The organism is Flavobacterium azooxidireducens (genome assembly GCF_023195775.1).
GTDB lineage: Bacteria > Bacteroidota > Bacteroidia > Flavobacteriales > Flavobacteriaceae > Flavobacterium > Flavobacterium azooxidireducens.
In genome coordinates, this window is record NZ_CP096205.1 from 735,183 (window position 1) to 754,133 (window position 18,951).

The following is an 18,951-nucleotide window of genomic DNA, read 5'->3' on the forward strand; positions in this document are numbered from 1 at the left end:
CATGAGTTTATCAACCTTAAGCATCAAGCGACCTGTTTTAGCCATTGTAATGAATTTGATCATTCTATTGTTTGGAATTATTGGATTTACTTACTTAGGCGTTCGTGAATTCCCATCGATTGATCCGGCACAAATCACGGTACAAACGAGTTATACCGGTGCAAATGCCGATATTATTGAATCACAGATTACTGAACCGCTCGAAAAAGCCATTAACTCGATTGATGGAATTAGGAATATTTCTTCTACCAGTGCACAAGGTTCAAGTGTGATTTCCATTGAATTTAATTTAGATAAAAATCTCGAAGAAGCAGCCAATGACGTTCGAGATAAAGTGTCGCAATCTATTAGAAATCTTCCACAAGATTTAACGGCTCCCCCAGTTGTATCTAAAGCTGATGCCGATTCTGATCCGATTCTGACAATGACGATGAAGAGTGCCAACAAAAACGTTTTGGAACTCACCGATTATGCAGAAAATGTTATTTTGCAACGCTTGCAAACCATTCCCGGAGTTAGTAGCGTTCGAATTTGGGGAGAACGAAAATACGCCATGCGATTATGGATAGACCCTGTCAAATTATCGGCTTATGGTTGTACTGCTTCTGATGTTTTAAACGCATTAAGCAGTCAAAATGTTGAACTTCCTTCCGGAAAATTAACGGGAAACAATACTGAATTAACGGTAAAAACATTAGGAAATCTCTCAAACGAAGAAGATTTTAATAATATAATTGTAAAATCCGAAGGCGATAAAATTGTTCGATTGAGTGATGTTGCCAAAGCCAGTTTAGAAGCCGAAAACTTAGAAACACGATTGAGCGATTCCGGTCAAACTATGATTGGATTGGCTGTAACCCCGCAACCGGGAACAAATTACCTTGATATTTCGGAAGAATTTTACAAACAATACGAACAATTAAAGAAAGAATTACCCGGCGATTTCGAACTTAATGTAGCCATTGATACGACACTTTTTATTAAAAAAGCGATTCACGAAGTTGCCGAAACATTATTAATTGCATTAATTTTAGTGACATTAGTAATCTATTTATTTTTTAGAGATTGGGCAATTGCTATTCGACCATTAATCGATATTCCGGTTTCTTTGATGGCAACTTTTTTCATTATGTATATTTGTGGATTTTCCATTAACGTACTGACTTTATTAGCGATTGTTTTAGCAACCGGACTGGTCGTGGATGATGGAATTGTAGTAACTGAAAACATTTTCAAAAAAGTAGAAGAAGGTATGTCGCCTATAGAAGCGGCAATCAAAGGTTCGAATGAAATATTTTTTGCCGTCATTTCTATCTCAATTACATTGGCTGCCGTTTTTTTACCAATTATATTTTTAGAAGGTTTTGTGGGACGATTATTCCGAGAATTTGGCATTGTCATTGGAGCAGCCGTGCTCATTTCTGCCTTTGTATCATTGAGTTTAACGCCAATGCTAAATGCTTATTTGATGAAAGGCGGAAAACAAAAACGTTCCAAGTTTTATGAAATGACAGAACCTTTTTATGAAAACTTAAATAAAGGTTATGCTTCGACATTAGAAAAATTCATGAAGAAAAAATGGTTGAGCTTTCCTATTTTGATTATTTGTTTAGGACTTTCGGCTTTATTTTACGTTACGTTACAAAAAGAAACAGCACCGTATGACGATAGAAGTATGATTTTATTGAATGTAACCGGACCAGAAGGTGCAACCTATGATTATATGGACCGTTTTATGCAAGATGTTTCACAACTAATTACCGATTCTATTCCTGAAAAAAACGTGAGTTTAATTGTTACTTCACCCGGATTTAGTGCCGGTTCTGTCAATCGTGGATTTGCTCGACTTTCGTTAGTTGACCCTGCAGATAGAGAACGTTCGCAAAAAGAAATTGCACAAAAATTGACCGGTTTAACCAAAGGGTACAACGATGCCAAAACATCTGTTTCAGAACAACCTACTATTTCTGTAAATCGTCGTGGTGGTTTGCCAGTTCAATTTATAATTCAAGCAAAAAACTTTCAAATGCTCGAAGAAAAAATTCCGGAATTTATGGAAGAAGCATCCAAAGACCCGACTTTTTCGATTACGGATGTGAATTTGAAATTCAATAAACCTGAAATTTACATTACCATTAACCGTGAAAAAGCAGAATCATTAGGCGTTTCTGTTTTAGACGTAGCACAAACCATTCAACTTTCTTTGAGTGGTCAACGTTTTGGTTATTTTTTAATGAATGGAAGACAATACCAAGTCATTGGTCAATTTGATCAAAAAGATCGTGATCAACCATTAGACTTAGCAGCAATTTTTGTTCGAAACAGATCAGGAGAATTAATCCAATTGGATAATGTTGTAACAATTGAAGAACAAAGCAGTCCACCACAATTATTCCATAATAATCGATATATGTCGGCTACCGTTTCGGCCGGATTAGCTCCCGGAAAAAGTATTGGTGATGGAATTGAAGCCATGGAACGCATCAAAGAAAAAGTATTAGACGAAACGTTTACAACCGACCTAGGTGGAGAATCACGCGATTTTGCTGAAAGTAGTTCAAATACAATGTTTGCATTTGGATTAGCTTTATTGTTGATTTTCCTCATCTTAGCCGGACAATTTGAAAGTTTTATTGATCCGTTTATCATCATCTTAACTGTTCCAATGGCTGTTGCCGGAGCTTTATTTTCACTATGGTTATTCGGTCAAACTTGGAATATATTTAGTCAAATTGGTACCGTCATGCTGATTGGCTTGGTAACTAAGAACGGAATTCTGATTGTAGAATTTGCCAACCAATTACGCGAACAGGGAAAATCCAAATACGATGCCGTAATGGAAGCTTCCGAGTCACGATTGCGACCCATTTTAATGACAAGTTTAACACTAGCGTTAGGTGCGATGCCAATTGCAGTTTCCATTGGAGCAGCTTCTCAAAGTAGAATGGGAATGGGAATTGTAATTGTAGGCGGAACAATTTTCTCGTTAATTTTGACTCTCTATGTAATTCCGGCCGTTTATTTAATGTGGTCAAGAGAGAAAAAACATCGTCCAGAGTTTGATAATTTAGACCAATACGATAAAGAATCTGTTTAAATTAGTTATGAAAAAAATACTTCTATCCTATATAATTTTCTTGATTGGATTTCCGGTGTGGAGTCAAATTCAACCTGTTTTAACACTTGAAGAAGCGGTTTCCCTAACACTTGAAAACAATTTTGATATTCGCATCGCTAAAAATGAATTGAGAATTGATCAAGAAAATGTGACTATTGGAAATGCCGGAATGCTTCCTAATATTAATGGTACCGTTACTAACAATAACACTATTTTAAACCAGACTCAAACACAAGCAAGTGGTAACGAAATTGAAATTGACGGTGCTCAAAACGTAAATATTAATTATGGTGTTGGAATAGAATGGACCATTTTTGATGGTTTTCGAATGTTTGCTCGTCATAATCAGCTAAAAGAATTGCAAAACTTAGGAGCCACTGAATTAAAACTTTCAGTTTTGAGTAGAGTAAGTGCTGTTTATCAAACGTATTTCACATTATCCACTCAACAGCAACAACTTAAAATGATTGACAGCATTATTTCTGTTTCTGAATTTCGTTTGAAAACAGCTAAAAATCGTCTTACAATCGGAAAAGCTTCTAAATTAGAAGTGTTGAATGCAGAAGTTGATTTGAATGCGGATTTATCTGCCAAAATTCAATTAAATGAACAATATAGCATTTCAAAAGTAACGTTAAATGAGCTTTTGGTTCGTCCTTTAGATACCGATTTTAAAGTTTCAGATGTTATTTCGATAGATAGTTCACTATTATTACCGGATCTTCTTTCATCTGCAGAAAAGCAAAATCCACAACTTCAAATTCAATACATAAACAAAAAAATTCAGGAATATGAATTGAAGCAAGTCAAAGCCAATCGTTTTCCCACAGTTAGTCTTTTAGGTGGTTATAATTTAATTCGTTCGCAAACACCGTTTGGTTTCGTTACCGAATCTACCGGACGAAATTTTGTGTATGGTTTTTCGGCAACTCTAAATATATTTGACGGTTTCAATCAGAACCGAAACGAAAAAGTAGCCAAAATTCAATTAGAAAATACACAATTGCAAATTGAAAGACAAGCTCAAATCGTTCAATCACAATTGGCAACGTTATATCAATCCTATCTATCAAATCTTTCATTACTTGAATTAGAAAGAAAAAATGAAGGAATTGCCAAACAAAATTTAGAAATCACGTTAGAAAAATTCAAAATTGGGTCAGTTGCTCCGATTGAATTTCGAACTGCTCAAGAAAATTATGGCAATGCTGTAATTCGTCTATCATCGGCAGAATTGCAGACTAAACAATCTGAAATCAGCTTAAGAGAATTGGCTGGAAGTTTGTCTTTTTAATAATTTTCAATAGTTTTTTTTATCATTTCTATAACAAGTTATTTAATAAAATTCTACATTTGAGTCAATAATCAAAAACTCTTATCGTATGGAAATGAACTTTTACCCTGTTTTTGTGGCCGCATTAACCACATTGCTTGTTGGATTTATTTGGTATGGTCCTTTGTTTGGAAAGGCTTGGATGAAAGAAACCGGCTTAACCGAAGAAGATTTGAAAAAAGGTAGTATGGTTAAAATTTTTGGGCTAACTTACATTTTTTCCGTCATGATTGGCATGGTCATGCAACTTTTAACCATTCATCAATTTGGTGCGTTAGGAATGATTGGCGGGCCGCAATTAGTAGATACTGCTTTACCATCTTACTCAGCATTCATGGCAGACTACGGCACAGCTTTCAGAACATTTAAACATGGAGCTTTGCATGGATCAATGTCCGGATTATTCCTCGCATTTCCGCTAATTGCTATCAATGGATTGTTTGAAAGAAAATCGTGGAAGTATATTCTTATCCATAGCGGTTATTGGATTGTAGTGATGACAATTATGGGAGCAATTGTTTGCGGTTGGGTTTAAATTTTATCAATAGCTAACGCCAATTTAATATCTTTTTCGGTTACACCATCGCTATCGTGCGTCGTTAATCGGAGCGAAACTTTGTTGTACACATTTTTAATTTCCGGATGGTGATTTTGCTTTTCGGCAAAAATCCCTATTTGGACAATAAATGCTAAAGCTTTAGAAAAATCTTTAAATTCAAATTCTTTTTGGATGGAATTATTTTTAAATTTCCAATCGTTTAATTGTTCAAGTTCATCTTGAATCGTTTTTTCAGTAAATGTTTTCATTTTTTTTTATTTATATAAAGTTAAATAACATTTATTATTCTTTTTCAAACTTTAACTTTATGGCTTAAAATAACATTCTTCATTTGGAATCTTCCTGTTTGTTCAAAATAGTTACTTCAACTAATGATTTGCCAATCGATTGGAATGCATTAGCCACATCAAATATCTTTTTGGCGAGAGAATATTTAGCTGTTTTAGAACAGTCTAAACCCAAAAATATGGATTGCTTTTTTATCAGTTTTTACAAAAATGATAAATTAGTCGGAATTGCTCTTGCTCAATTTTTGGATTTGAACAAATTGGAATCATTCGGAGAAAGAGATAAATGTGTTAAGACAGCAGTTCGGAATTTTATTTTCAAAAATTTCTGTTCACACGTTTTATTTATTGGAAATAATATGTTAACGGGTCAAAATGCTTTTTCTTTTTCGGATGAAATTGAAATAGAGAAAGGAATTGAATTACTTCGTCAAGCTGAATTGGAAATTAAGTTGATTTTGAAAAAAAGAGGCAAAAAAGTTCATTTGACAACTTATAAAGATTTTGATAAAACTGAAATCAATCATTTTCCTGAGAAAGAATTTGAACCGTTTTATCAATTTTCTACACAACCGAATATGGTTTTCAAGGTTTCTGAAAATTGGTTGACCTTTGATGATTACATTGCTTCGTTATCTAAAAAATACCGTGATCAATACAAACGTTGCCGTAAAAAAGCCGAAGGAATTGAAAAACGAAAAATGAATTTGGAAGAAATTATTGCTCAGGAGGATACAATTTATGAATTGTATTTTCACGTGGCAAAAAATGCTCCGTTCAATACGTTCTTTTTGGCTAAGAATCATTTTGGCGTAATGAAATCACAACTGAAAGATAAATTCTTGTTTTATGGTTATTTTGAAAATGAAAAACTAATCGGTTTTAATACGTTGATAAAAAACGGAAGTCAGATGGACACCTATTTTTTAGGTTATGACGAAACCATTCAGCGGGAAAAAATGTTGTATTTGAATATGTTGTATGATATGATTGCGTATTCGATTAATAAAGGTTTTAAGGAAATTATTTTTGCCAGAACTGCTTTGGAAATCAAAAGTTCGGTGGGTGCAAAACCGGAGGAAATGGTGGGCTACATTCAGCATTCGAATGGGTTGATTAATCGAAAAATGGAGCAGTTGTTTTGTTATTTGGAACCGGAGACGGAGTGGAAGGAACGAAATCCGTTTAAATAGTTGCGGGTTTGAAAGTTGCGGGTTACGGGTTTTGCCCGCCTAGGCGGGAGATTGCTTCGCCAGTTCGCTATCGCTCGTGTCTTTTTTCGACTTCGTCATCTTTCAGAATGACAAAACTAGACTAAGACAGTGACTTTTTTGCCACAAAGAAAGAAAGGCACAAAGCTTATGAAAACTTGTATTAGTTAAAGTGACTTGAAACTCGAAACCCGCAACCCGTAACTTTCAAACCCGCAACCCCTAGCCCAGATTGCAGTGGAAAGCTTTTTGTGTTTTTTGCCTTAAAATTTACAGGGTTACAAAGCGACCAACGGAAGCTCTTGTAACCCTGATAAATTTTTGGCAAAAAACATAAAAACTTGGAACGGAAAGCTGGATTGGCTACATAGCATCAATTTCGCCCTGAACTACTTCCCAGTCTTCTAATAATTTGTCTAATTCTTGTTTTTTCTTGTTGTAAGCCACAAAGAAATTGGCATCTTCAACGTGTTTGTCGTAATTGGAAGCCAAGGCTTTGTCGTCGTTTTGAATGTCGATTTCGAGTTGCTTGATTTGGCTTTCGATTTTACTCAAACGGTTTTGAAGCGATTTGCTTTTCTTTTGGTCTTCGTAGGAAATGGATTTTGAATCTTTGTTAGAATTTGTGTTGGCAACCACATCTTTTTTCTCGATTTCACGCATATTCATCGCGTTGCGTTGTTCCAAGAAGAAGTTGATATCGCCCAAATATTCACGGATTTTTTGGTCTTTGAATTCATAGACCGTGTTAGCCATTCCTTGAAGAAAATCCCTGTCGTGAGAAACCAACAATAAGGTTCCTTCAAATTTATTTAAAGCCGCTTTTAGAACGTTTTTTGATTTAATATCTAAGTGATTGGTTGGCTCATCCATCAGTAAAACGTTGATTGGCTGGAGCAATAATTTACACAAAGCCAGACGGTTTCGCTCGCCTCCGGAAAGTACTTTCACCTTTTTTTCTACGTCATCGCCACGGAACAAAAATGAACCTAACATATCGCGAACTTTCGAACGATTGCTGTCGGTTGCGGCGTTTACCATCGTTTCTAACAACGTGATTTCTCCGTCTAAATACTCGGCTTGATTTTGGGCAAAATAACCCAATTGCACGTTATGTCCGAGTTTTATTGAGCCTTGGTATTTGAATTCGTTGACGATGGCTTTGATAAACGTTGATTTTCCTTGACCATTTTGACCAACGAAAGCGATTTTACTTCCACGTTCAACCAATAACGAAATGTCTTTTAGAATGGTTTTATCGCCATAAGCTTTGGTTACATTTTCGGCTTCGATGACTACTCGACCGGGCGTTTGCGAAACGGGAAAAGAAATATTCATCACTGAATTATCGTCTTCATCCACTTCAATTCGCTCTACTTTATCTAGTTTTTTAATTAACGATTGAGCCATTGATGCTTTGGAAGCTTTGGCTCTAAATTTTTCGATTAATTTTTCGGTCTCTTCAATTTTTTTGGCTTGGTTTTTTTGGGTAGCCAATTGCTTTTCGCGAATTTCTTCTCTTAAAACTAAATATTGTGAATACGGTTTGTTGAAATCGTAGGCTTTTCCGAGTGAAATTTCGATGGTTCGATTGGTTACATTGTCCAAAAACATTTTATCGTGCGAAACAATCACAACTACTCCGGGAAAATTGCGTAAAAATCCCTCTAACCAAATGATACTTTCGATATCGAGGTGGTTGGTTGGCTCATCGAGAAGCAAAATATCGTTGGATTGCAAAAGTAATTTGGCTAATTCAATTCGCATTCGCCATCCACCTGAAAAAGTTTCGGTTTGATTTTCAAAATCTTCGCGTTTGAAACCTAAACCTAGGAGAATTTTTTCGGTATCGCCCACATAATTATAACCGCCTAAAACTTCGTAATGATGATTTACATCGCTTAATTCGTCGATTAATTCAGAATAGGTTTGACTTTCATAATCGGTTCTAGTGGCTAATTGATGGTTGATTTCATCAATTCTCCTTTCGGTTTTTTTGATTTCTTCGAAGGCTTGATAGGCTTCTTCTAAAACGGTTCTTCCTTGTTCAAAATCGATGTCTTGACGAAGAAAACCCATTTTTACTTCTTTTTCGGTGGCGATACTTCCGGAATCAGGTTTGAAATCGCCTGCCAGAATTTTGAGCATCGTTGATTTACCGGCACCATTTTTTCCCACTAGTCCAACTCTGTCACCTGATCCGAGACGGAAAGTGACTTCTTCAAATAAAAATGTTCCTCCAAAGGAGACCGATAAATTGTGTATATTTAGCATAATATTGTTACAAATGTTACAAAGGATGATATGTATAAATGGTACCTTTGTATAAAATTTTTGCAAATGTTAAAAAAAGGATCCAAACTGAATAGCATTTTAACAGGAAGTTGTCCAAAATGCCACGAAGAAAGTATGTATTTGGAAAAAAATCCATTTAAAATGGGTAAAATTTTTGAAATGCACGAAACTTGTAGCCATTGTGGTACACGATATAAAATGGAACCATCCTTTTTTTATGGTGCAATGTATGTGAGCTACGGATTAAGTATTGCTTTTGGCGTTGCTGCTTTTATCATCGCCAATGTTTTTTTTGGTCTTGGTTTAATTCATTCTTTTATTGCGATTGTTGCAACATTGATTCTTGGTTTTCCGATCATTTTGCGTTTAGCGAGAAATATTTGGATTAATATGTTTGTTCATTATGACAAAAATTGGAAAGAAACTAAGCATTAATCCCAACTGATTTTTTTAAAACGTTTGATGTCTATTTCTTTATCCAAAGGAATTTCATTTTCAATATTCTCAAATAACATTTTTGCCATATCGGGAGCAAGCATCACGCCACGTGTCCCTAAGCCATTTAGGACGTGTAATTTTGGATGTTTTGGATGTGTTCCTAACATTGGTCGTCTGTCTTTAACGGTTGGTCTTACGCCTGCTAAATGCTCGATTACTTCAAATTCTGCGGTAAGAAGCGATTTGAGGTCAGATAAAAGTTCGTTTTTGCCTTCTTCGGTTGGTGTTGCGGTTTTATCTTCCCAATTATAGGTTGCTCCTACTTTGAACAAATCATTTCCTAAAGGAATTATAAAGACGGATGATTTTAGAATTACATCTAGTTTTAATTCTTTTGATTTGATGATTAACAATTCACCTTTTGTTCCGTCTAGCGGCAAATTTGAAAAATACGGATTTGAATGTATTCCGAATCCTTCTGCAAAGATGACGTTTTTGTATAGGTGATTTTTATATTCGATGAAATCTTCTTTTATAATTAAATCTTTATATTGAAATACATCGAATTGTAAAAGATTTGATTCGACTAAATAAGCGTGATAATTTTTTAATAATGAGGCTGTGTCAACATATCCTGATTGCAATACTTCTCCAAAACCAAATGGAGAAGTGATACCTTCATATTTATCAAAACTAATTTTTGGTGAAATAAATGGAGCTAGGTTTGGTTTATCAGATGCTATGAACCAATTGTTTTGTTCTTCAACGGAATACAACTTTCGATAAATTGGAATTTTATTATCTAATTTTACTTTCAGTTTTTCTTCGAGTTGAGTATAAAATTGATTACCTAAATCAACTTGTTCTTGGGAACGCCATACTTCGCTAAATCGTTTTAAAATAACCGGATTATACAAACCTCCAGCAATCGTGGACGAGTTTTGCGATTTGTTATCAAAAATGTGAATTGATTTGTTGTTTTGCAGAGCGATTTCGGCAAAGGCTATTCCGGCTAGACCGGCACCAACAAGTAAATAATCTGTCATAGTGCAAAAATAAAAAACTCTTACCGTGAAGTAAGAGTTTTTTGTTATTTAATTTTTGGAATTAGTAATTCCACATATCTTGTTCAAAGTTTCTGATTTTCTCTTTCACTCTTTCAGATTCTAAAAGTTGATTAAGAGCGTTATCCTTCATGTATTCTTGAATTTGTCTATCTCCGTACACATTTTCTTCTTTGTAAATCACACCACTAAAGCGACGCGAGTTTAACAAGTGGTCAAACGTGATTGGCATAGCCGAGTTCTTATCGTTGAATGCTTTCCATTCGTGTAATACATCTCTTGTTGATGGGAAATACACCCAAAACAATTCGATTACATCAGGATTATCAGTACCCACCTCTCTAGCTTCAGGGGAAACCGGACAAATACCTAATAAACGGTATTTCATTTCACCTTGACGTTTATCAAAATACCAATATCCTTTGATTTTGTATCCAGATACGTCAATAGAACCTAACTCTCTTTTATCGATATACTGAGGATCTAGAACTTTGGCTCCAGATTTATAATCATCGAAGTAAGTATTAATTTCTTCTCTACCTGCATTTGTTGTATCAATATAAGTAAATGAAGATGACATATCTGACAAAGTCTTTTTAGAATTGAAATAATCATCGTAATAAACTTCTGTGATTCTACCAGACTTAATCTCTTTCAATAACACGTCAAATAAAGATCGTCTATCTTTGCCAATATTAGCAGTATCAACAGGAAAATAAAGAGGGAAATTAACTCTCTCATCTAAATCGATGATTTCCCAAACCATTTTACCCATCAATACATCTCTGTCATGAACATAGCCATATTGAAGTGGCTTGTCATTATCTGCCTCCATTTGAGCGGCAGTTTTTTTACCAATTTCTTCCGGTGTTTTTGCATTTAACAGATTTGACTGTGCATGACTCATTTGCGAAACAAACAAGATTGACAAACATGCTACTATTGTATTTAACTTCATCTTTATTCTTTTGTAGGTTATTTATAAATAACGTGGCAGTATTAAAATTATTGTATTTCGTAAACGATAGGTGCTGTTCTAGGCAACATAATGTTAGAACCTTCTAATTTTACTTTAATGTCAGTAATAGTTACTGCATCTCCTCTTGATGCTCTAGCCATTGCAGCTTCACATTGAGAATTTACTCTATTACCATTTACAATTACTGCAGCTTGACCTGGAGCTTTAAATGTAAAACCAGTAACCGTTAAATTAACATCAAAATCAAAATCAGGAAGTTTAGCACCAATTTGAGAAACAGCTAATCGCGATTTTTGACCTTTTGCACCATACATTTCTCCACCGATAGTTCCTACTGGTGCAGGAATACCTTTGATTCTGAATACTTTTTTAGAACTTGCCGTTTTTCCTCCTGGCAATTTAGCAGTAACGTTGATTACAGCTTCAGTACCTTGACCTGGGCTCATGTTATATTTTCCTGTTCCGGAAGCTCTACTTAAACCTGGACCTGATGCGGTTACATCAGTGTCAGAAACTCCGGCGAAAGAAATAGTCATTGGGTTTACAACACCTCTATAAACAACATTCATTTTGTCAGCAGAAATTGTTGCTTCTTTTGGTTGAGGAACTACAACATAGTTTCCTTCAATTGGAATTGGCACTGGTTTACCATCTTCCATAAAGGTAAATTCACCATTAATTTTTTGCTCTCCAATGCTACCGGCACCAAACTTAATAATAGCTTGACCGTTTTCAATTGGCACATTATTTCCGTTTACTACAACTTTAGTAGGAACTGTTGAATCATCATAACGACCCAAAACAACTCTACCAGTTACTGTTTCACCTTGGAAGAATGCATTTTTATCTAAAACTACAATCGCTTTATATTTACTCATAGAAGCTTGTGCGATAGCTGTATTACCAATCAATGCATTTAACACATTTGACTCAGCAGTTTTAGCATCACTTTGCATTGCAGATAGCTTAGTTAATGATGCAATTCCAGGAAAACCTCTGTAATGATAATCTAAGAATGGAACAGTAATTCCTTCTTTGTTTTTAACATCATCAGTATTAAACTTTGATTCTAAATCGGCAATAATTGGAGAATATTTTTTGTCTTTTCCAATTGCAGCTTTCATGTCTTCTCTATACTTGTTGATCGTAGCTAAAACCTCTTTACCTTTATCAGTATAACCATCACCTTTGAACCATGTATAGTCAATAGCATCTGCTTTATCCATTGCTTCGTAAGGAAGTTTACCTGTTTCTTCATCTACCTCAACACCTTCTGTTATACCGGCTTTTAAACTACCAACATAATCATAGAATGATTTTGTTAGTGCTACCACTTTATCAGCTACTTTCTTCGGCTCAGCAAAGTTGGCAGCATCATCAGTAGCTTTTTGTTTTAAAGCATCTAAGATTTGTTGATTAGTTTGTACCGCAGCAATATTCGATTTTTCAAATTTTTCATTAAATAATCCAAATGCCGATAGTACTTCTTTTGACATGTTAAGTGCCAACATCGCGATGAAAACCAAGTACATCAGGTTAATCATCTTCTGTCTAGGGGTTAATTTTCCTCCTGCCATTTCTAATTAGTTTTTTAAATTGTTTGTTAAATTGATAAAACTAATTATCCTTTATTTCCCATTGCAGACAACATTCCACCATAAACATTGTTTAAGGAAGCAATATTAGCTGTCATAGCTTGCATTTGGTCTTTTAATTTAGAAGCATTGTCAGCAATTTCTTTGTTAGCTTCTGCATTTCTTGAAGCACTTTCTAATTGAACTTTATATAAACTATTTAAAGATTCCATTTGAGCAGCAGCCATAGATAATTCTTCGCTATATTTTTTCTGACCTACCATTGAATCTACTGTTGGAGCAATTCCTTTTGCAGCTGATTCAAAGTTTTTGATGCTGTTTCCTAAGCTTGTCATTAACTCACCGTCAACTTTAGCTTCTTTCAACATTGCATCTAATTTTTGAGATAATAAACCTTGAGCATCTTTAGCTTCTTCTTTTTTCCCTTTTTCTTTGGCTTCGCCACCAGCTAATTCAGGGTATACTAAAGACCAATCTAATTCGTTGTCAACTGGTTCGAAGGCAGATAATGCGAAAATGATAGCTTCAGTAACAAGACCGATAGTTAACATCACGTTTCCTGTTAAAGGTCCGATTTCAAAGTGGATAATTTTGAATAATGCTCCTACGATAACAACCGCAGCTCCCATTCCATAAGCAAAGTTCATTGTTTTTTTACTTAAAAGTGCCATAATAATAAATTTTAGTTAGTTAAGTTAATTAATATAAAGTTGGTTAAAAATTCTAATTTGTTGGTTTATTTTGATCTTCCTGTCATTCTGTTTCCAGTGGTTTGTGTTCCCATATAATCTTGAACAGTTCTGAATCCGATGTAGCTTCTAGCAGAATCAGCATACTCATAATCTCTTGTACTTACTTGAAGGAAGTAAGCAACATCTTTCCAAGAACCACCACGAATAACTTTACGTTTATTTTTCAAGTCACCTACTGTAGGATTCATTGTTGAAACATATTCATAAGCAGCAGCATCATAAGAAGAATCTGTCCACTCTGAAACGTTACCAGACATGTTGTATAAGTTATAATTATTTGGTTCATATGATTTTGCTTCTACGGTGTACAAAGCCTCATCTGCCGCATAATCTCCTCTGTTTGGTTTGAAGTTAGCCAAATAACAACCTCTGTCGTTTTTAGCATATAAACTTCCCCATGGATATGTTGCAGATTCTAAACCACCTCTGGCAGCATACTCCCATTCTGCCTCTGTTGGCAAACGGAAAGAGTTTACAAATTCTTGTTTCTTTTTCTTTCTGTATGTATTTTTGTTTAATGTTCTCCATGCACAAAACGCTTTGGCTTGAGTCCATTTAACTCCCACCACAGGATAATCACTGTAAGCTTGATGCCAAAAATAATCGTTGTGCATTGGCTCATTATATGAATAAGCAAAATCTTTAATCCAAGAAGTTGTATCTGGATAAACCATTACTTTTTCTTTTCTGATGAAGTCTGATCTTTTTCCTGTTTTAGCTTTTGCAGCCGCTTGAATATCCATCCAAGTATAGCTGAATTCTAATTTATTTACATCGATTGTTCTCAAACCGTTGTATGATTCTGCAGCAGGCAAATACATTGAATCCATTACTTCTACGTAATATTCATCAGGATATTTTGAAGTTTCTTTAATCAATTTTACTTTTCTGTTCAATTTTCTACCGGCAAATTGATCATCGTCCGTACCAATACTATAGTAATTTTCATACATATATTTGTCGTAAGGAGTCATTTTATCGGGATCTGCGTCAGCAAAAGCATAATCACCTATGCTACCACCACCTTTTTTTCCGGCGTTACCAGTTGAAGTTTGTCCCATTTCGTCTGCAAGAATAGCTAATTTCATTCTAATAGTAGAATCTTTAACCCACTCAACAAATTGACGGTACTCACTATTTGTAATCTCTGTTTCATCCATATAGAATGAACGAACAGTTACCGTTTTAGTTGGTGCATCTTGCACGTTAGCTAAATCATCATCTGATTTACCCATAATAAATGCTCCGCCAGGAATTAATGTCATTCCATAAGGTTTCTCTGGATGCCATTTTTTTCCTTGAACTCCTACAAGTTCTCCCTTGTCACTAGAACCGCAGCTAACCAGTGTAACTAAAATCGTTGATAATGCGATGAACTTCTTCATATAAATTTGGGTTATCATGTACTCGAATTTTTAAGGCCGTAAACCTATTTATAATTTTTTAAAAATGCAATTATTTATTGTAAAATTTATTTTCTGTGTCAAAACTAAATATATTCTTCAAATCTAAAAAGAAAAAAATCGATAAAATACACATTTTGTCGATGAAATGCATCTTTTTATTATTTTTGTAAGATTATATCTTTAATTATACCAGATTCTTTCGTTGTGCTTTCCACCATCTTTCAGGTATTTCTTGGTCGCAAGCTCGCAAATAATCTTCATGCGTACAGGGCAATAACGTATTTTTTTTTAATTTATTATTAACATTTGAAATAAATGGTATTTCTATCCACCATCTTTCTGTTTTCGGACTCTTAAAAAATATCAATTCAATGTCGTCAACAGGAACGATATATTTTAAAAATATATTCTGATTCAAATTTGGGTATTCTAGCGATCTAAAATTATATCCTTCTAGAAAATACCATATAATTTGAGCTATCAAAACGCTTTCATTCGTCAAATTATTGTGATTAAATATTCCAAATGAAGAAACTTTATCACTTAATCCTGCATACCGTGATAAAGCACAAATTTCCTTACCGTTAAAACCATTTGGTGTAAAAGTAACAAAATTTCCTGAATCTGCTGATTTTATGGCTGTTAAATCTACGGAAACGATATCGCCGTCTCTAAAAACGGGCTCTGCCAACGAAAGATTAGAACTTACTTCCCCCAAACGATAGGCGTCGAAGTACAATTTTTCGATTAAATCAATCTCTTCTTGTGAATTATAATAGGTTTGAAAACCCAAATTACTATAATTAAAAAGATTGGTTGGTTCATTAATAATTATCTTAGAAAGATACGAATCGGAAGTATTTCTTGCTTCATCTTTCCCAAAATCAAATTTATTATCAATTGTAACCAAATTAACCATTTGATCCAAATTGTCATAACTGCGGTACATTGCATAAGTTAAATCCTGAGAACCACCAATAACAATGGGAACAATCTGTTTCTTAATTAATTCTGAAACAATTTTTGAAACTGCATAATACGTATCTTCTTGCGAATTTCCTTGCGGAATATCTCCTAAGTCTGCAATAGTTGAATGCCAATTGCCCGGATAAAGTGTATAAAATTCTTTTCTTACAAAGCTTAAATCAACATTTTCAGAAGAACTACTTCCTCTATTCTCTAAAACACCAACTATAGCAATTTTAATTTTATTTAAATCCGGAAAATCTTCCTTGGTATGAAATACCGTTTTTTTTCCAAGCGTTTGCGAATTTAGATTTTCTACAAAGTCTAAAACCGATGCCTCAACAGGCTCTAAAAAATCAAATGCCATAAATTATTTCTTTTTTACCGGTGCTTTTTTTGCGGGTGCCTTTTTGGCTGGAGTTTTCTTTGCCGGAGCTTTTTTAGCTGGGGCTTTCTTTTCAATTAATTCTTGCACTTGAGCCAACGTTAATTTTTCTGCATCGACATCTTTGCTCAATTCAATTTTAATTTTTCCTTTGGTAATAACCGAACGACCCCAACGGGCTTTTTCAACTTTAATCCCTTCGGTTTTCCAATCATGAATAACTTTATCAATTTCTTTTTGTTGCTTATCTTCAATCAATTCAACTAAATCGGATTGCGATAATTTATCAAAATTGTATTTTTTACTCACATTAATAAACATGCCGTTCCACTTGATAAAAGGACCAAATCGACCAACACCTTTTTGAATCGGCAATCCTTCATATTCTCCAATTGGAGCATCGGCTTGATTTTTTTCATCAATCAACTCTTGTGCTCTTTCTAAAGTCACATCCAAAGGATCCTCGCCTTTTGGCAACGAAACAAATGTCTTACCAAAACGAACATAAGGTCCAAAACGACCATTATTCACCTCTACTTCTTCTCCTTTATATGTACCTAAATTTTTTGGTAATAAAAATAAATTCAACGCATCTTCTAAAGTAATAGTCCCGATATTTTGATCAGTTCCTAAGCTTGCAAAAACTTTGTTTTCATCATCAATATCACCAATTTGAGCCATCGGACCAAATTTTCCTAAACGAACAGAAACCGGCTTTCCTGTTTTTGGATCTTTACCTAATATACGTTCACCACTTTCTCTATCGGCATTTTCTTCAACATTTTTAACAATCGGATGAAAATGATTGTAGAAATCTCGCATCATTTTTGTCCAATCTTCATTCCCTTCGGCAATTTCATCAAAATCTTGTTCCACTTTTGCAGTGAAATTATAATCTAAGATGGTAGAGAAATTCTTTACCAAAAAGTCATTTACAATTATTCCAATGTCGGTCGGAACCAATTTTCCTTTGTCAGAACCAGCATTTTCAGTTAAAACTACCGATTTAACGTCGTTTCCTTTTAAAGTTAGTTGATTGTATTTTCGTTCTTGCCCTTCAAAACTTCCTTTTTCAACATAATTTCTATTAATGATGGTTGAAATAGTTGGTGCATAGGTTGATGGTCTTCCAATTCCAAGTTCTTCCAACTTTTTAACCAAAGAAGCTTCGGTATATCTACTTGCTGGTCGTGAAAAACGTTCTGTTGCAGTAATATAATTATTAGTCAAACGTTCGTTGATTTTCATCGCTGGCAACATTCCTTCTTGTTCTTCATCATCTTCATCATTTCCTTCTAAATATACTTTTAGGAAACCTTCAAACTTGATAACTTCTCCGGTAGCTGCAAAATGTTCGTTATGATTATTAGCTTCAATTTTCACGTTGGTACGTTCCAATTCTGCATCACTCATTTGCGAAGCCAACGTTCTTTTCCAAATCAAATCATATAAACGTGCTTGATCTCTGTCTATATTTAAGGTATGCTTTGACATGTCCGTTGGACGAATCGCTTCGTGAGCTTCCTGAGCACCTTTTGCCTTGCTTGTAAAGTTTCTTGGTTTGCTGAATTCTTTTCCATACGAATGAGTAATTTCAGCTTGAGCTGCAGCCATCGCTTCTTGGGAAAGATTGACGCTGTCTGTTCTCATATACGTTATATGTCCCGCTTCATACAAACGTTGTGCAATTTGCATGGTTATTCCAACAGGAAGATATAATTTTCGAGCTGCTTCTTGTTGCAACGTAGAAGTTGTAAAAGGAGCAGCCGGAGATTTTTTGGTAGGTTTTGTTTCTAAATCCGATACCTTATATATAGAACCAATATTTTTTTGAAGAAAATCTTCTGCTTCTTTTTTAGTTGAAAAATTCTTTGGCAATTTGGCTTTGAAGGTTTTTCCTGCTTCATTGGCAAACTCTGCTGTTACCGAATAAGAGGCTTGAGCATTAAACTCTTGAATTTCACGTTCTCTTTCTACAATCAAACGAACAGAAACCGATTGCACACGTCCGGCAGACAGACCGCCTTTTACTTTTTTCCACAAAACGGGAGATAATTCATAACCCACCAAACGGTCTAAAACTCTTCGGGCTTGTTGGGCATTTACTAAATTATAATCAATAGAACGTGGATTTTCAATTGCTTTTTGAATGGCAGATTTAGTAATTTCATGAAAAACAATTCGCTTGGTTTTTTTGGGATCTAGCTTTAATTCTTCGGCCAAATGCCATGAAATTGCTTCTCCCTCTCGGTCTTCATCACTCGCTAGCCAGACCATTTCAGCATTTTTAGATAACGTTTTGAGTTTGCTCACTAAAGCTTTTTTATCAGCAGAAACTTCATATTTGGGTTTAAAATTATTCTCTACATCAACCCCAATTTCTTTAGACGGAAGATCGGCAATGTGCCCATAACTGGACTCTACCTGATAATCGCTTCCTAAAAATTTTTCGATTGTTTTTGCTTTTGCCGGTGACTCAACGATAACTAAATTCTTTGCCATGTACATGTTTGTTTGGCAACAAAAGTATGGTTTTTTTTTAATTATTGTTTTTTGGAAAATA

The 18,951-nt window shown here is 34.7% G+C and carries 14 protein-coding genes; 5 read left to right on the plus strand and 9 right to left on the minus strand.

What is annotated here, in order from left to right; genetic code table 11:
* Position 1 precedes the first annotated feature (1 nt).
* The 3 genes from M0M57_RS03295 to M0M57_RS03305 all read left to right on the plus strand — a co-directional run bounded on the left by M0M57_RS03295 (position 2) and on the right by M0M57_RS03305 (position 4,986).
* Complete coding sequence (locus tag M0M57_RS03295) at positions 2-3,097, plus strand: efflux RND transporter permease subunit (protein ID WP_248435345.1); 3,096 nt, start codon at positions 2-4, stop codon at positions 3,095-3,097.
* Between the two features lie 7 nt (positions 3,098-3,104).
* A complete protein-coding gene (locus tag M0M57_RS03300) occupies positions 3,105-4,412 on the plus strand; it encodes a TolC family protein (protein ID WP_248435347.1) in 1,308 nt (435 codons plus the stop codon).
* An 88-nt stretch (positions 4,413-4,500) separates the two neighbouring features.
* The gene (locus M0M57_RS03305; RefSeq protein ID WP_248435349.1) at positions 4,501-4,986 is read left to right on the plus strand and encodes a DUF1761 domain-containing protein; all 486 of its coding nucleotides are present in this window, start codon (positions 4,501-4,503) and stop codon (positions 4,984-4,986) included.
* On the opposite strand, the gene M0M57_RS03310 is transcribed toward M0M57_RS03305, so the two are convergent.
* The gene (locus M0M57_RS03310) at positions 4,983-5,258 is read right to left on the minus strand and encodes a 4a-hydroxytetrahydrobiopterin dehydratase (protein WP_248435351.1); all 276 of its coding nucleotides are present in this window, start codon (positions 5,256-5,258) and stop codon (positions 4,983-4,985) included. The genes M0M57_RS03305 and M0M57_RS03310 overlap by 4 nt on opposite strands.
* A gap of 83 nt (positions 5,259-5,341) precedes the next feature.
* Between M0M57_RS03310 and M0M57_RS03315 the strand changes: the two genes are divergently transcribed.
* Positions 5,342-6,490, plus strand: coding sequence for a GNAT family N-acetyltransferase (locus M0M57_RS03315; RefSeq protein WP_248435353.1), 1,149 nt, complete (start codon positions 5,342-5,344; stop codon positions 6,488-6,490).
* Between the two features lie 381 nt (positions 6,491-6,871).
* Here M0M57_RS03315 and M0M57_RS03320 read toward each other — a convergent pair whose 3' ends face one another.
* A complete protein-coding gene (locus M0M57_RS03320) occupies positions 6,872-8,782 on the minus strand; it encodes an ABC-F family ATP-binding cassette domain-containing protein (RefSeq protein ID WP_248435355.1) in 1,911 nt (636 codons plus the stop codon).
* A 66-nt stretch (positions 8,783-8,848) separates the two neighbouring features.
* On the opposite strand from M0M57_RS03320, the gene M0M57_RS03325 reads away from it, so the two are divergent.
* A complete protein-coding gene (locus M0M57_RS03325) occupies positions 8,849-9,238 on the plus strand; it encodes a DUF983 domain-containing protein (protein ID WP_248435357.1) in 390 nt (129 codons plus the stop codon).
* Here the strand turns inward: M0M57_RS03325 and M0M57_RS03330 are convergent.
* The 7 genes from M0M57_RS03330 to topA form a co-directional block, all read right to left on the minus strand.
* Positions 9,235-10,287 carry an NAD(P)/FAD-dependent oxidoreductase gene (locus M0M57_RS03330; RefSeq protein ID WP_248435359.1) on the minus strand — a complete coding sequence of 351 codons (1,053 nt, stop codon included), beginning with the start codon at positions 10,285-10,287 and terminating at the stop codon, positions 9,235-9,237. The genes M0M57_RS03325 and M0M57_RS03330 overlap by 4 nt on opposite strands.
* A 61-nt stretch (positions 10,288-10,348) precedes the next feature.
* Complete coding sequence (gene porN / locus M0M57_RS03335) at positions 10,349-11,263, minus strand: type IX secretion system ring subunit PorN/GldN (RefSeq protein ID WP_248435361.1); 915 nt, start codon at positions 11,261-11,263, stop codon at positions 10,349-10,351.
* 47 nt (positions 11,264-11,310) lie between these two features.
* Positions 11,311-12,861, minus strand: coding sequence for a type IX secretion system motor protein PorM/GldM (gene porM, locus M0M57_RS03340; RefSeq protein WP_248435363.1), 1,551 nt, complete (start codon positions 12,859-12,861; stop codon positions 11,311-11,313).
* Positions 12,862-12,905: 44 nt separating this feature from the next.
* Positions 12,906-13,550 (minus strand): type IX secretion system motor protein PorL/GldL, encoded by a 645-nt coding sequence (gene porL, locus M0M57_RS03345; RefSeq protein ID WP_248435365.1) that lies wholly within the window; start codon positions 13,548-13,550, stop codon positions 12,906-12,908.
* 65 nt (positions 13,551-13,615) lie between these two features.
* Positions 13,616-15,016, minus strand: a complete 1,401-nt coding sequence (porK, locus tag M0M57_RS03350) for a T9SS ring complex lipoprotein PorK/GldK (RefSeq protein ID WP_248436725.1) — start codon at positions 15,014-15,016, stop codon at positions 13,616-13,618.
* 205 nt (positions 15,017-15,221) lie between these two features.
* Positions 15,222-16,370 carry a formimidoylglutamase gene (locus M0M57_RS03355; RefSeq protein WP_248435367.1) on the minus strand — a complete coding sequence of 383 codons (1,149 nt, stop codon included), beginning with the start codon at positions 16,368-16,370 and terminating at the stop codon, positions 15,222-15,224.
* Between the two features lie 3 nt (positions 16,371-16,373).
* Entirely contained in the window at positions 16,374-18,890 is a 2,517-nt protein-coding gene (gene topA / locus M0M57_RS03360) for a type I DNA topoisomerase (protein WP_248435369.1), read from the minus strand.
* Positions 18,891-18,951 lie beyond the last annotated feature (61 nt).

What these genes read in the sequence shown, in the direction of transcription:
- M0M57_RS03295 (WP_248435345.1), top strand. Translation starts at nt 2, where the DNA reads ATGAGTTTATCAACCTTAAGCATCAAGCGACCTGTTTTAGCCATTGTA.
- M0M57_RS03300 (WP_248435347.1), top strand. Translation starts at nt 3,105, where the DNA reads ATGAAAAAAATACTTCTATCCTATATAATTTTCTTGATTGGATTTCCG.
- M0M57_RS03305 (WP_248435349.1), top strand. Translation starts at nt 4,501, where the DNA reads ATGGAAATGAACTTTTACCCTGTTTTTGTGGCCGCATTAACCACATTG.
- M0M57_RS03310 (WP_248435351.1), bottom strand. Translation starts at nt 5,258, where the DNA reads ATGAAAACATTTACTGAAAAAACGATTCAAGATGAACTTGAACAATTA.
- M0M57_RS03320 (WP_248435355.1), bottom strand. Translation starts at nt 8,782, where the DNA reads ATGCTAAATATACACAATTTATCGGTCTCCTTTGGAGGAACATTTTTA.
- M0M57_RS03325 (WP_248435357.1), top strand. Translation starts at nt 8,849, where the DNA reads ATGTTAAAAAAAGGATCCAAACTGAATAGCATTTTAACAGGAAGTTGT.
- M0M57_RS03330 (WP_248435359.1), bottom strand. Translation starts at nt 10,287, where the DNA reads ATGACAGATTATTTACTTGTTGGTGCCGGTCTAGCCGGAATAGCCTTT.
- porN (WP_248435361.1), bottom strand. Translation starts at nt 11,263, where the DNA reads ATGAAGTTAAATACAATAGTAGCATGTTTGTCAATCTTGTTTGTTTCG.
- porM (WP_248435363.1), bottom strand. Translation starts at nt 12,861, where the DNA reads ATGGCAGGAGGAAAATTAACCCCTAGACAGAAGATGATTAACCTGATG.
- porL (WP_248435365.1), bottom strand. Translation starts at nt 13,550, where the DNA reads ATGGCACTTTTAAGTAAAAAAACAATGAACTTTGCTTATGGAATGGGA.
- porK (WP_248436725.1), bottom strand. Translation starts at nt 15,016, where the DNA reads ATGAAGAAGTTCATCGCATTATCAACGATTTTAGTTACACTGGTTAGC.
- M0M57_RS03355 (WP_248435367.1), bottom strand. Translation starts at nt 16,370, where the DNA reads ATGGCATTTGATTTTTTAGAGCCTGTTGAGGCATCGGTTTTAGACTTT.
- topA (WP_248435369.1), bottom strand. Translation starts at nt 18,890, where the DNA reads ATGGCAAAGAATTTAGTTATCGTTGAGTCACCGGCAAAAGCAAAAACA.